Annotated in this window: 12 protein-coding genes; 7 read left to right on the forward strand and 5 right to left on the reverse strand. The window is 73.0% G+C overall.

Annotation, left to right across the window (positions count from 1 at the left end; all coding sequences use genetic code 11):
- Window positions 1–136 precede the first annotated feature (136 nt).
- The 3 genes from ACFYPH_RS30435 to ACFYPH_RS30445 are packed head-to-tail and all read right to left on the reverse strand — an operon-like array spanning window position 137 to window position 2,794.
- On the reverse strand, window positions 137–709 hold the full coding sequence (locus ACFYPH_RS30435; protein ID WP_007459901.1) for a hypothetical protein: 573 nt from the start codon (window positions 707–709) through the stop codon (window positions 137–139).
- 28 nt (window positions 710–737) lie between these two features.
- Window positions 738–1,739, reverse strand: coding sequence for a tRNA (adenine-N1)-methyltransferase (locus tag ACFYPH_RS30440; RefSeq protein WP_387186534.1), 1,002 nt, complete (start codon window positions 1,737–1,739; stop codon window positions 738–740).
- Window positions 1,736–2,794 (reverse strand): site-2 protease family protein, encoded by a 1,059-nt coding sequence (locus ACFYPH_RS30445; protein ID WP_355068735.1) that lies wholly within the window; start codon window positions 2,792–2,794, stop codon window positions 1,736–1,738. Before ACFYPH_RS30445 ends, ACFYPH_RS30440 begins: the two co-directional genes overlap by 4 nt.
- Before the next feature lie 173 nt (window positions 2,795–2,967).
- Between ACFYPH_RS30445 and ACFYPH_RS30450 the strand changes: the two genes are divergently transcribed.
- From ACFYPH_RS30450 to ACFYPH_RS30465, 4 genes are all read left to right on the forward strand, one after another.
- Window positions 2,968–3,882, forward strand: coding sequence for a PD-(D/E)XK nuclease family protein (locus ACFYPH_RS30450; RefSeq protein WP_354862387.1), 915 nt, complete (start codon window positions 2,968–2,970; stop codon window positions 3,880–3,882).
- Between the two features lie 150 nt (window positions 3,883–4,032).
- Entirely contained in the window at window positions 4,033–4,719 is a 687-nt protein-coding gene (locus ACFYPH_RS30455; protein ID WP_354862389.1) for a response regulator transcription factor, read from the forward strand.
- Window positions 4,720–5,072: 353 nt separating this feature from the next.
- Window positions 5,073–5,840 (forward strand): ABC transporter ATP-binding protein, encoded by a 768-nt coding sequence (locus ACFYPH_RS30460; protein WP_234581947.1) that lies wholly within the window; start codon window positions 5,073–5,075, stop codon window positions 5,838–5,840.
- On the forward strand, window positions 5,840–8,395 hold the full coding sequence (locus ACFYPH_RS30465; protein WP_387186537.1) for an ABC transporter permease: 2,556 nt from the start codon (window positions 5,840–5,842) through the stop codon (window positions 8,393–8,395). The genes ACFYPH_RS30460 and ACFYPH_RS30465 overlap by 1 nt, the downstream gene beginning before the upstream one ends.
- A 67-nt stretch (window positions 8,396–8,462) precedes the next feature.
- Here ACFYPH_RS30465 and ACFYPH_RS30470 read toward each other — a convergent pair whose 3' ends face one another.
- Window positions 8,463–9,113 carry an HAD family phosphatase gene (locus tag ACFYPH_RS30470; protein WP_355068737.1) on the reverse strand — a complete coding sequence of 217 codons (651 nt, stop codon included), beginning with the start codon at window positions 9,111–9,113 and terminating at the stop codon, window positions 8,463–8,465.
- A 121-nt stretch (window positions 9,114–9,234) separates the two neighbouring features.
- Window positions 9,235–9,978 carry a neutral zinc metallopeptidase gene (locus tag ACFYPH_RS30475; protein WP_387186539.1) on the reverse strand — a complete coding sequence of 248 codons (744 nt, stop codon included), beginning with the start codon at window positions 9,976–9,978 and terminating at the stop codon, window positions 9,235–9,237.
- Window positions 9,979–10,187: 209 nt separating this feature from the next.
- Here ACFYPH_RS30475 and ACFYPH_RS30480 point away from each other — a divergent pair, with 209 nt between their 5' ends.
- The 3 genes from ACFYPH_RS30480 to ACFYPH_RS30490 all read left to right on the forward strand — a co-directional run bounded on the left by ACFYPH_RS30480 (window position 10,188) and on the right by ACFYPH_RS30490 (window position 12,845).
- On the forward strand, window positions 10,188–10,577 hold the full coding sequence (locus ACFYPH_RS30480; protein ID WP_355139077.1) for a hypothetical protein: 390 nt from the start codon (window positions 10,188–10,190) through the stop codon (window positions 10,575–10,577).
- 615 nt (window positions 10,578–11,192) lie between these two features.
- Window positions 11,193–11,585, forward strand: coding sequence for a YciI family protein (locus tag ACFYPH_RS30485; RefSeq protein ID WP_387186554.1), 393 nt, complete (start codon window positions 11,193–11,195; stop codon window positions 11,583–11,585).
- A gap of 3 nt (window positions 11,586–11,588) precedes the next feature.
- Complete coding sequence (locus tag ACFYPH_RS30490) at window positions 11,589–12,845, forward strand: RNA polymerase sigma factor (RefSeq protein ID WP_387186542.1); 1,257 nt, start codon at window positions 11,589–11,591, stop codon at window positions 12,843–12,845.
- Window positions 12,846–12,871 lie beyond the last annotated feature (26 nt).

The raw sequence follows: 12,871 nt of genomic DNA on the forward strand, positions 1-12,871 counted from the left end.
TGGGCCGGGGGGCCCCCACCCGGGGGGGGGGGGGCGGGGGGGCGGGGGGCCCGGCCCCGCCCCCCGGGCCCGCGGGCCGGGGGCGCGGGGGGCGCGGGGCCCGCCCCCCCCCGGCTCGACCCGACCCTGGGGCGGCTCAGAGCATCGGGCGGCCGACCACCGACGCCACCAGCCGGGCGAACTCCTCCAACCGGGCGATCTGCCCGGCGCCGCCGTCGTCGAGGGTCTTGCCGAAGCGCAGCGCGTCGTGGCGGGGCGTACCCGCCATCTCCTCGCTCGGCGGGGCCTCGTCCAACGAGGTGAGCAGCAGGTAGACGTCGATGCTGTCGACTCGGATCTCGCCGCTGTCCGAGCGGTTGAGCCGCCGCCGGCAGCCCACCTCGGTGACCGTGGAGACCGGCACGACCCGCAGGGACGACGTCATCGATCCCGGCGGCCCCTCCCCCGGCGGCACGTCCTCGCCGTGCCAGAGGATCAGCCGGCTGCCGTCGCAGACGACGACCTCCTGCCACACGCCGTTGACCTCGTTGACGAAGCGTTCCAGGGTGAAGCCGAGCACCGAGGCGCCGCGCAGCACCCCGCCGAGCGCCTCCAGGGCGACGTCCGGGTCGCGCAGATAGGCCCGCGCCGCCGACTCCAGGTCCTGGTAGGGCGACCAGTCCGGAAACACGGCGGGCAGGTCGCCGCCGCCGTAACCCGGTCGGCTCATGCCGCCGCCTCCCCCCGCTCGCCGATGGTCACGGCCTGTCCATCTCCCCCGTCGCGTCGGGCTGCGCGCCGGCGGCCCGGACAGCGGCCGCCTGCCGGGCCGCCTCGGCCTCGCGCAGGTCCTGCCGGCGCTGGGCGTACGCCTCGGTGCCCTTGCTGGGCTTGCGGCGGCGCGGCGGCGCGGTGACGCCCGGGGCGAGCTTGCGCGCGGAGACCAGGAACGCGGTGTGCGCGATCATCCGGTGGTCGGGGCGGACGGCGAGGCCCTCGGCGTGCCAGTCGCGCACCAGCGACTCCCAGGCGCGGGGCTCGGTCCAGCCGCCGCGCTCACGCAGCGCCTCGACGAGTTCGGAGAGCTGGGGGGTGGTGGCCACGTAGCCGATGAACACGCCGCCGGGCACCAGCGCCCGCTCGACCATGTCGAGGGTCTCCCAGGGGGTGAGCATGTCCAGGATGATCCGGTCGAAGCCGGTCTCCTGGCACTGTGCGACGTCGCCGACGTGCAGGTGCCAGGAGGGGTGCGGCCCGTTGAAGAACGCCTCGACGTTGCGCTTGGCGATCTGGGCGAAGTCGTCGCGCAGCTCGAACGAGTGCAACTCCCCCTCGGTGCCGACCGCGCGCAGCAGCGAGCAGCTGAGCGCGCCGGAGCCGGCGCCGGCCTCGAGGACCTTCGCGCCGGGGAAGATGTCGCCCATCGCGACGATCTGCGCCGAGTCCTTCGGATAGATCACCTGGGCGCCGCGCGGCATGGACAGCACGTAGTCCGAGAGCAGCGGGCGCAGCGCCAGGAAGGCGGTTCCGCCGCCGGAGGTGGTCACCACGCTGCCGTCGGGCAGCCCGATCAGCGCGTCGTGGGCCAGGATGCCGCGGTGGGTGTGGAACTCCTTGCCGGGCTCCAGCGTCACGGTGTGCATCCGCCCCTTGGGGTCGGTCAGCTGCACCCGGTCGCCGGGCCGGAACGGGCCACGGTGCACGGGTGTCAGCGCCGGGCTGGCGGGGTCGGCGGCGACGGTGGAGGGAGTTGCGGTCACGATGTCATCTTCCGGTTGGGTTCGAGGAGCTGTGCCAGGTCCCCGATGTGCAGAATGCCGACGACATCTTCGCCTGACGTCACCACGTACTGCGCGCCCGGGTGGGTCTGCACGGCCTCCATCACCCGTTCGCCGTCCAGCCCGACCGGGAGGGTGGGGAGCCCGGCCAGTGCGCGGGCGACGGCGTCCACCGCCAGCCAGGGGCGGCGCTCGGCGGGGACGGCCGCGGCGGCGGCCGGGTCGACCAGCGCCACGGGGTGGCCGGTGGAGTCGGTGACCAGCAGCGCGGCGTTGGGCTGCCCGCCCTCGGCGCGGCGGCGCTGGGCCTCGGACAGCGGCGTGCCGGTGGGCACCGGCCAGATCGGCCGCGCCAGTCGGGACAGGTCGATAAGCGGGAACCGCCGGCTGACCCGCGCGGCGCGGATCGACTGCCCGGCGCCGCGCCAGAGCGTGACGGCGACCAGCAGCATCAGCGGCAGCGCCACCGGCGCCAGAAAGTCGGTCAGGGTCAGCAGTCCGACCAGGGCGGCGGTGCCGACGGCGACGACGCGGCCCGCCCAGCCGGCGACCTCGGTGCCGCGGTGCCGGTCGCGGGTCAGGCCCCACACGGCGGCGCGCAGGGCACGCCCGCCGTCCAGCGGCAGCCCGGGGAGGATGTTGAACAGCGCGACGATGACGTTGCTCAGGGCGAGCTGGAAGGCGAGCTGGTGGGCCACGGTGCCCGGGGGCAGGGCCAGGGTGGCGGCGACCGCGAGGACGCCGAGCACCGCGGACACCGCCGGGCCGGCCAGCGACACCAGCAGGTCGACCTTGGGTGTCGGGGCGTCCCGGTCCATCTCGGTGTACCCGCCGAGCAGTTCCAGGGTGATTCCGCGCACACCGATGCCGTAGCGGCGGGCGGTGAGCGCGTGACCCAGCTCGTGCAGCAGCACCGAGCCGAGCAGTGACACCACGAACCCGAAGCCGATCAGATAGCCACTGACCTGCGGCAGGTCCAGTTGCCGGCGGGCGAACTCGGCGTAGAGCACGGCGACCAGCACGGCGAGCAGGAGCATCGAGGCGTTGAGGTGCAGCGGCACCCCGAGCACCCGGCCCACGCTCAGACCGGGTCGCCGGTCGGACCGACGCGGCGGCCGGGATGTCTGCTCCATCGCACCGATGCTACGGACCGGCCCGGCGTGGGGCGGGCGGCGGGCGGTGTCACACCGGTGCCCTAACCTTTGCGGACATGACGGCGGAACCGGTCACCACCCCCCAGTCCTCCTCCCCGGCGCAGACACCGCCGACGGTGCGGGCCTCGCTGTCCCCGTCGCGGGCGGCGGATTTCAAGACCTGCCCGCTGCTCTACCGGTTCCGCAGCATCGACCGGCTGCCGGAGCGGACGACAGTCGAGCAGGCCCGGGGCACGCTGGTGCACGCGGTGCTGGAGCGGCTGTTCGACCTGCCCGCGCAGGCCCGCACGCCGGCCGCGGCCGGCGACCTGGTGGCCCCGCAGTGGGACCGGCTGGTCACCGAGCAGCCGGAGCTGGCCGGGATCTTCGACGGCGCCGAGCCGGCCGGCCCGGTGGAGTTCCTGCGCTCCGCGGCGGGGCTGCTGGAGGGCTACTTCGCCGTGGAGGACCCGACCCGGCTGGAGCCGGCCGAACGGGAGAGCCTGATCTCGGCGGTCGTCGACGAGGAGCTGCTGATCCGGGGCTATCTCGACCGGCTCGACGTCGCCCCGGACGGCGCGCTGCGGGTGGTCGACTACAAGACCGGCGGCGCGCCCCGGGAGGCGTTCGAGGCGCGGGCGCTGTTCCAGCTGAAGTTCTACGCGTTGGTGCTGTGGCGCACCCGGGGGGTGGTGCCCCGGGTGCTGCGCCTGCTCTACCTGCGCGACGCCGAGGTGTTGGATTACACCCCCGACGCCGACGAGCTGGTCCGCTTCGAGCGCACGGTGGTGGCGTTGTGGCGGGCGATCGAGCAGGCCACCGCCCGCCAGGATTTCCGACCTCGTCCGAGCAGGTTGTGCGACTGGTGCAGTCACCAGGCGCTCTGCCCCACCTTCGGCGGCACTCCGCCGCCGTTCCCCGTCGCGGCGGCGAACGCCGATCCGCTGCGTGACGCCCGTTCCGCTCCGGTGGTGCCCGGCGCCGACGAGTGAGGGCCGCGGCGGGCTTTCGGACCCGACCGCGACGGTGCCGCGTCGGTCGGGACACCGCGGCCGGCGGGCCTCTACCGTGGTCCACGACGCGCCGGCCGGGTACGCGACGATGACCGGTGTGGGCGCGACGGCGAGGGGACGGGAGACGTGATGGCCGATCGGGTTGCCTCGGCGCGGCCGGTACGGATCCTGCTCGCCGACGACCAGCCGCTGCTGCGCACGGGCTTCCGGATGGTGCTGGGCGCCGAGGGTGACCTGGACGTGGTGGCGGAGGCCGGCGACGGCGTGGAGGCGGTGGAGCTGTCCCGGCGACTGCTGCCCGACGTCGTGCTGATGGACATCCGGATGCCCCGCATGGACGGGGTGGCGGCGACCCGGGCGATCGTCGACTCCCGCCTGCCGGTGCGGGTGCTGGTGCTGACCACGTTCGACCTCGACGAGTACGTGGTGGGGGCGCTGCGCGCGGGCGCCAGCGGGTTCCTGGCCAAGGACGTACCAGCCGAGGAGCTGATCGCGGCGATCCGCACGGTGGCCGGCGGGGACGCGGTGGTCGCGCCGCGGATCCTGCGGCGGCTGCTGGAGCGCTTCGCCGACCTGCTGCCGGACCCGGCGGCGACGCCGTCGGCGGCGCTCAGCGCGCTCACCGACCGGGAACGCGAGGTGCTGGTGCAGGTGGCCCGGGGGTTGTCCAACGCCGAGATCGCGGCGGTGCTGTCGGTCAGCGAGACCACCGTCAAGACCCACGTCGGGCACGTGCTGACCAAGCTGCGGCTGCGCGACCGGGTGCAGGCGGTCGTGCTGGCGTACGAGTCGGGTCTGGTCCGCCCGCGGGCGTAGCGGACGCGCGGCGGCTACCCCACCCGGCGTACTCGAAGATCCCTCCGTGGGGGGACGGCCCCGTTGCCGTGCTCACCTACCGTGACCGTAGACGGCTCGGCGCGGTTGACCCTCCTGTGGCCAACGGGGGACGTGTCGTGTCCGGCGGTGTTTCGCCGGTCGGGAAACCGGTCGATCGGCGGCCGGGTCAGGGGCAACCCTGATGCGGCATGGGGGTGCACCCGCAGCGGGAAATCCGCGCCGGGTCCCCCCAGGGGCGGACGGGACGGGCGCGAGCAGCGCCGATGATTGAACGGCACGCCGGACCATCGGGGGGCGGCGTGAGATTCGGACAGACGGAAGAGGTAGATGACGTGACCGCGACGGTAGGCCAGCAGGCGCAGGCCGCGGCCCGGGCGAACGACGTGTGGAAGGTGTACGGCAGCGGCGAGGCTCAGGTCATCGCGCTGCGGGGGGTCAGCGCGGAGTTCGAACGTGGCCGCTTCACCGCGATCATGGGCCCGTCGGGTTCCGGCAAGTCGACGCTGATGCACTGCCTGGCCGGTCTGGACTCGGTGACCCGGGGGACGGTGTCGATCGGTGCGACGACGGTCACCGGTCTGGGCGACTCGGGGCTGACGAAGTTGCGCCGAGACAAGGTGGGCTTCATCTTCCAGCAGTTCAACCTGCTGCCGACGCTCACCGCGAAGGAGAACATCCTGCTGCCGTTGTCGATCGCCGGTCGCAAGCCGGACCCGGCCTGGTACGACACGGTGATCAAGACGGTGGGCCTGCAGGACCGGTTGGACCACCGGCCGGCGCAGCTCTCCGGCGGTCAGCAGCAGCGGGTGGCGTGTGCGCGGGCGCTGGTCTCCCGCCCCGACGTGATCTTCGCTGACGAGCCGACCGGCAACCTGGACTCGCGCTCCGGCGCGGAGGTGCTCGGCTTCCTGCGCAACTCGGTGCGTGAGCACGGCCAGACCATCGTCATGGTCACCCACGACCCGACGGCCGCCGCGTACGCCGATCGGGTGGTCTTCCTCGCCGACGGGCAGATCGTCTCGGAGTTGATCGAGCCGACCGCCGACACGGTGCTGGACACCATGAAGAAGCTGGACACTCCGGCCGAGGTGGGCAACTGATGTTCCGGGCGACACTCAAGAGTCTGCTGGCCCGCAAGGTCCGGCTGATCCTGTCCGGGCTGGCGGTGGTGCTCGGGGTCATGTTCGTCTCCGGCGCGTTCGTGCTGACCGACACGCTGGGCCGCTCCTTCGACTCGGTCTTCGCCGACGGGTTCTCCGAGATCGACGTGAACGTCGCGGCGAAGCCGAAGGTGCAGGTCGACGAGATGGAGGGCGAGCAGACCGCCGCTCCGCTGCCGGCCGCCGTGGTGGACCGGGTCAAGCAGGTGCCGGGGGTGGCCTCGGCGACCGGCATCGTCAACGCCGACGGCGCCCGGGTGATCGGCAGCAACGGCAAGGTGATCACCTCGTTCGGTCCGCCGCAGTTGGGCGAGAACTGGACCGGCGAGAGCGACCTGATGCGGCTGCGGGAGGGGCGCGCGCCGCAGGCCGAGGACGAGATCGTGGTCAACAAGGCGTTGGCCACCACGGCGAAGGTGCGCGTCGGTCAGAAGGTTGGCGTGCTCACCGCGTTCGAGTCCAAGAAGCGGGAGTTCACCCTGGTCGGCATCCTCGGTTACAGCGGTGACCGGGATTCGATCGGCGGGGTCAACGAGGTCTTCTTCACCACGCCGGTGGCGCAGCGGCTGATGCTGGGCGAGCCGGACACGTTCAGCAGCATCACACTGCGCGCCGCCGACGGCGTCTCGGACGAGAGGCTGCGCGACGACGTGGCCCGGACCCTGGGCGCGGACTACGAGGTGAAGACCGGCGAGCAGGTGGCCGCGGACGCCTCGGCCAGCCTGAAGGAGGGCCTGTCCTTCTTCAACAAGATCCTGCTCGGCTTCGCCGCGGTGGCGCTGCTGGTGGGCACCTTCCTCATCCTCAACACCTTCTCGATCATCGTGGCGCAGCGGACCCGGGAGCTGGCGCTGATGCGCGCCATCGGCGCCAGCGGCCGGCAGATCATCGGTTCGGTGGTGCTGGAGGCCATCGCGGTCGGGTTGATCGCGTCGGTGCTCGGCCTGGCGGCCGGCATCGGTGTGGGGGCGCTGCTGGCGTTCCTGTTCGGCAAGTTGGCCGGTGGGCTGACCCTGGCCGGGATCGGTGTGCCGGCGGCCGCGGTGATCGGTTCCTTCGGCGTCGGTCTGGTGATCACCGTGGTGGCGGCGCTGCTGCCGGCGCTGCGGGCATCCCGGATCCCGCCGATCGCCGCCATGCAGGACGTGGCGACCCCGGACCGGCCGCTGACCAAGGTCACGGTGGCCGGGTCGGTGGTCACCGGCATCGGCGCGCTGCTGCTCTTCTTGGGGCTCAGCGGCAACGCGGGTGGTCAGACCCTGGCCACCATCCTGGGTGGGGTGCTGTTCGCCTTCATCGGCGTGGCGCTGCTGACCCCGCTGATCAGTCGGCCGGTGGTGAGCCTGCTCGGCACGATCTTCTCCTGGTCGGTGCCGGGCAAGCTGGGCCGGCTGAACTCGGGGCGCAACCCGCGCCGCACGGCGATCACCGCGGCCGCGCTGATGGTCGGCATCGCGCTGGTCACCGGCGTCACGGTGATTCTCGATTCGGCCAAGGGCAGCATCAGCGCCCTCGCCCAGGACACCATCAAGGCCGAGCTGGTGATCTCCGGTCAGCAGGGTGGGCCGCGTCCGCCGAGCTTCGACCCGGGTGTGCTGGACCGGGCCAAGGCCCTGCCCGGCGTGCAGATGGTCGACGGCGAGTACGGCGACATGGCCAGGATCAACGGCGAGGGCACCTGGGTGGCGGCGAGCAGCGACGTCGCGTCGCTGCGGCAGATCTTCGGGGCGAAGGCCACCGCCGGTGACATCGACCGGCTCTCACCGACCCAGATGCTCGCCAGCTCCGACACCGCCAAGTCCCGTGGCTGGTCGGTCGGCTCGACGGTGAACGTGCAGCTGACCCGGGGCGAGGCCCGGACGTACACGATCAGCGGCATCTACGAGTCGTCGCAGCTGACCAACCCGGTGACGTTGCCGGCGACCGCGGCGAAGGACTTCGCCATCCCGCAGCCCATTCAGGGCTTCATCCAGCTGGCGGCGGGCGCCCGGGTGGCCGACGTGCAGCCGCAGGTGGAGGCGCTGCTCGCGGACAGTCCCGAGGTGTCGGTGGCCGACCGGGACGCGTTCATCAAGCAGCAGACCGGTCAGCTCGACGGGCTGCTCACGATGATCCAGATCCTGCTGGCGCTGGCCATCGTCATCGCCGTCCTGGGCATCATCAACACCCTGGCGTTGTCGGTGCTGGAGCGGACCCGCGAACTGGGCCTGTTGCGGGCGATCGGCCTGCGGCGCGGGCAGACCATGGGCATGATCACGGTCGAAGCGGTGGTGATCTCCGTGTTCGGCGCGCTGCTGGGCGTGGCGGTCGGCAGCGGCCTCGGCGCCGCCGTGGTCGAGGCGCTCAAGGACGAGGGCATCACCGACCTGATCCTGCCGTGGGGCCAGATGGGCGTCTTCCTCGGTCTCGCCGCGATCATCGGGGTGGTGGCCGCGGTGCTCCCCGCCGTGCGGGCGGCCCGGATCAACGTCCTGGGCGCGATCGCCCACGACTGACGCCAGACCGAGAGAAGGGGGGCCCCGCAACGGCGGGGTCCCCCTTCTTCGTCAGGCCACGTTTTCGTCAGGCCGCGGCCCGGTCGGCCAGCAGGGCCGCGAGCACCTCCAGGTCCACGCCCGTCAGGCTCTCCACCTGGTGTACGCCGGTCCTGGCGGGCAACGGCACCTCGGCGGGTACGGCCAGCACGGCCGCGCCGGAGGCGAGCGCGCTGGCCACCCCGGTCGGTGAGTCCTCGATCGCCACACACCGCTCGATCGGCACGCCGAGCAGCCGCGCGGCGGTCAGGTAGGGCTCCGGGTGGGGCTTGGCCGCGACCACCTCGTCGCCGGCGACCACCACGTCGAAGGTGTCCCGACCCAGGGTGTCCAGGGCGATCTCGACGAGGGCCCGAGGGCTGGAGGTGACCAGCGCGGTGGGGATTCCCGCCGCGCGGACCGCGTGCAACAGCTCGAACGCCCCCGGCCGCCAGGGCAGACCGCCCCGGAACAGCTCCAGGATCCGGGCGTTGATCCACGCCGCGCTGATCTCGGGGTCCCGTTCGGGCTGCCCCAGGTCGTCGTGCAGGATGCGCATCGACTCGGCCATGGCGGTGCCGATGATCGACCGGCGGGCGTCGGCGGAGAGGTCACCGCCGTACTCGCGCGCCAGTTCCTGCAGCGCGACGTCCCACAGCTTCTCGCTGTCGACAAGCGTGCCGTCCATGTCGAAGAGCACGGCGGCGGGGTGTTGGCTGCTCAGCGGATCCTCCAGGGTCGTGGGCGACACCGGCGATCCTGCCAGCACGACCCGTGGCCGGTGGCGGCAACGGGCGCCGGGGTGATCCGGGCAACCCCGCTCAGCCCAGGTCGCACTCCTTCAGCGAGCGCTCGTAGCCGCGGAAGAACATGTCGGTGCGCTGCTCGGCGGTGCCGTGCGCGCCCTCGGCGAACCACGGCTGGTCGGGGTCGTCGCCGACGGCCGCCACCCCCTCCCGGAACTCGTCCAGGTCGCCCTCGGCGAGGGTCAGGTCGCCGGAGCGCACCGAGTCGCCGAGGTACGCCCCCGCCATGCAGTCGGCCTGCAACTCCTGCTGAATGGTGAAGCTGTAGTTGATGCCGAGGCGCACCTGGATGCCGTGGGCGTACTCGTGGCCGAGCAGGTAGAACACGAACGCGTCACCGACCTCGCGGAACGCGGCCACCGACCAGGCGACGTCGTACGCGATGAAGTCGCCCTGCGAGCAGTAGACCGCGTTGTTGCGGGGCAGCGGCTGCCCGCCGCAGGAGACCTCGCCGGCCCGCTGGTACGGGGTGACCCGCCGGATGGGTTGGAAGCGCTTCCCGGAGGCCTTGAACTGGGCCGCCCAGTAGCGCTCGGCGACCGCCTGCGCGTCGGCGACGTCCTGCTTGAACTCGGCCACGCTGGTGGTGCTGTCGGCGCGGGTGGTGCTCGGCCCCGGCGAGGCGGCCGGCGGGTTCGCCCCCGGGCGTTCGCCCTCCGGCTCGGCCAGCCCACCGCCGGCGCAGGCGAGCGACACCAGCGCGGCGACCACCAGGCCCGGCAGGGGTCCCCGGGCGTCGCGTCCTGACCATGCCCCCACTGTGCCTCCCCAGACATCGGCGCTCCCGCTGCGCAGTACCCCGACGGTACGACCGCCACGCTCACCGGATTCACGCACCACCGGGCCGGACGGTTCACGCTCAGGCCGGCCGGGCGGCTTGACCCTCGGACCGGCCGTGCGGCTTCACCCCCGGCCGGCCGGGCGGTTCACGCGGCCGGTGCCGGGCCGCCACAATGGCCCGGGGGCGGATGTGGCCGTCCGGTGAGGAGGGCGACGTGCACGTGCTGGGCAGCCGCCGACGAAGCCAGCCGGCCCCCGCGCATGTCGTGTGGCGGTCGCTGCGTGACCCGTACGAGGCTGGCAGTCGTCCGTGGCTGGAGTTGCGCGACGACGAGGTGCCGCCCCGGGTGGTGGCGGGCTACGCACCGGTGCTGCTGGTGTGGTCGTCGCTGTGGCCGCACCGGCCGCTGGACCGGATCCGCTTCGACGTGACCCACGGACTGCCCGGCGGGGACTGCACGCTGCGCTGGACCCTGACCACCGAGGCGGACCTACCGAGCGAGAGCACCCTCGGCTACCTGCGGCACCGCCTCAACTACCTGATCAACAACCGCCTCCGCCTCTCCTACGGCCAGTGACCCCTCAGCCGCCCGACTCGCGGCCACGTTGCCACGTCCCGCCCTGGTCCCCGTTCCGCTCCGCCTCGTACCGCTGCTGCCTGGCGCAAGCGTCCCGGCCGGCGGCGAGGTCGTCACCCGAAGCCAGCCGCCCCCGTCCCCGCCGCGCCACGACTCCGACCGCCAGTCCCGCCACCGCAACGAAAACCCCAGCGACCACCCACACCACCGTCATGTCCGCCAATCTAGGCCCCAACGACCACGTAACGGAAAGGCCCAAACCAGACAATCAACGCCAGCCCCGACGAGCATCCGCCACTCGCGCGGCTGATCGACTCCAGGTCGGCGATATCGGGGTGTCCCAACGCCCTGGATACAGCGACTTCGGCGAAACGGAGTTGATCAGACCCCGGCCGCCCGATCCCCGCCCGCGCGCGCACAACGGCGGACCCGGGAACCGCCCCCACCCGTTGATCATGAAGTTATTGCCCCGACACGCCGGCATCGAAGGCAATAACTTCATGATCAACCAGGGATCTGGTGGGGGCGGGAGTGTCCGGGTGGGGGGTTGGGGTTCGACGTTTCCGGTGAGCGGTGCCGGGGCGGCACCGGAGACAGGAGGCCACTGTGAAGTACATGATTCTGCTCTACGGGTCGCAGCAGGACTATGACGTGCTGTCGGGGCGGGCTTCCGACCGGCCGGCCATGTCCGCCGAGCAGATCGCGGCCATGCACCAGCACATGGAGACGTTCCACCAGGCGCTCGCCGAATCCGGGGAACTGGTCGACGCACGGGGCCTCAGCGAGCCGGTGCACACCCGCCGCGTGCAGGTTCGGGACGGGGCGTCCGTGGTCACCGACGGCCCGTACCCGGAGACGCAGGAGGTGCTCGCGGGTTACACGATCGTGGAGTGCGCCAGCTTCGACCGGGCCACCGAGATCGCCGCCGGCCTGGTCGACCCGGACACCCCCGGCGCGTACGTGGACGTGCGGCCGGTGCTGGACGGCGTCGAGGACCTGGCCGGCTGACCGGTGTCGGCAACGCCCGCCGAGGATCTGCTGCGCGAGCTGGCGCCGCAGGTCCTCGGCGCGCTGGTCCGCCGCTTCGGGCACTTCGACACCGCCGAGGACGCGGTGCAGGAGGCGCTGATCGCGGCGGCGGACGGTTGGCCGCGCGACGGCGTACCGGAGAATCCCCGCGCATGGTTGATCACCGTCGCGTCCCGGCGGCTCACCGACCTGCTCCGGCGTGACCAGGCGCGGACGCGGCGGGAGGAGACGGTGGCGCGCTGGGTGCTGCCGGAGCAGTGGTTGGCGCCGGCCGCCGACCGGCCCCCGGCGGATGCCGACGACACGCTCATCCTGCTGTTCCTGTGCTGCCACCCGGCGCTCACGCCGGCATCGCAGATCGCGCTGACGCTGCGCGCGGTGGGCGGGTTGAGCACCGCCGAGGTGGCCCGCGCGTTCCTGGTGCCGGAGGCGACGATGACCCGGCGGATCAGCCGGGGTAAGCAGCGCATCCGCGACAGTGGCCTGCGGTTCGCGCCACCGACCGGGGCGGAGCGCGCCGACCGGGTCGCCGCGGTGCTGCACGTGCTCTACCTGGTCTTCACCGAGGGGTACGCGCGTACCGCCGGCCCGGGGCTGCTGCGCGCCGACCTGACCGCCGAGGCGATCCGACTGACGCGGCTGGTGCACCGGCTGCTGCCCGACGACCCCGAGGTCGCGGGGCTGCTCGCGTTGATGCTGCTCACCGACGCCCGCGCGCCGGCGCGGATCGGCGCCCACGGCGAGTTGGTGCCGATGGCCGAGCAGGACCGCAGCCGGTGGCGGGCCGACCAGATTGCCGAGGGGGTCGCCCTGATCACCGGGGCGCTGCCGCGCGGGGTCGTCGGGCCGTACCAGCTCCAGGCGGCCATCGCGGCCGTGCACGACGAGGCGCCCACCGCGGCGGCCACCGACTGGGCGCAGATCACCGCCCTGTACGAGGTGCTGCTCGGCCTGTCCGACAATCCGGTAGTGGCGCTCAACCACGCCGTGGCGGTGGCCATGAGCCGGGGCGCGCCGGCCGGCCTGGCGCTGCTGGCCGACCTGGCCGACGACGTCCGGTTGGCCGACGATCCGCGGCTGCCGGCCGCCCGCGCCCACCTGTGGGAGCTGACCGGCGAGCGGGTCGCGGCGCGGGAGGCGTACCGGATGGCGGCGGCACGCTCGACGAACCTGGCGCAGCAGCGCTACCTCAACGCCCGCGCGGACCGTTTGGCGGACGACCCGCCGGCCGCCGGCTGAGCCGGCGGCCGGCGAGCGCCGAGGGG

Origin of the sequence: Micromonospora sp. NPDC005252 (assembly GCF_042872475.1) — a bacterium.
Taxonomy (GTDB): domain Bacteria; phylum Actinomycetota; class Actinomycetes; order Mycobacteriales; family Micromonosporaceae; genus Micromonospora.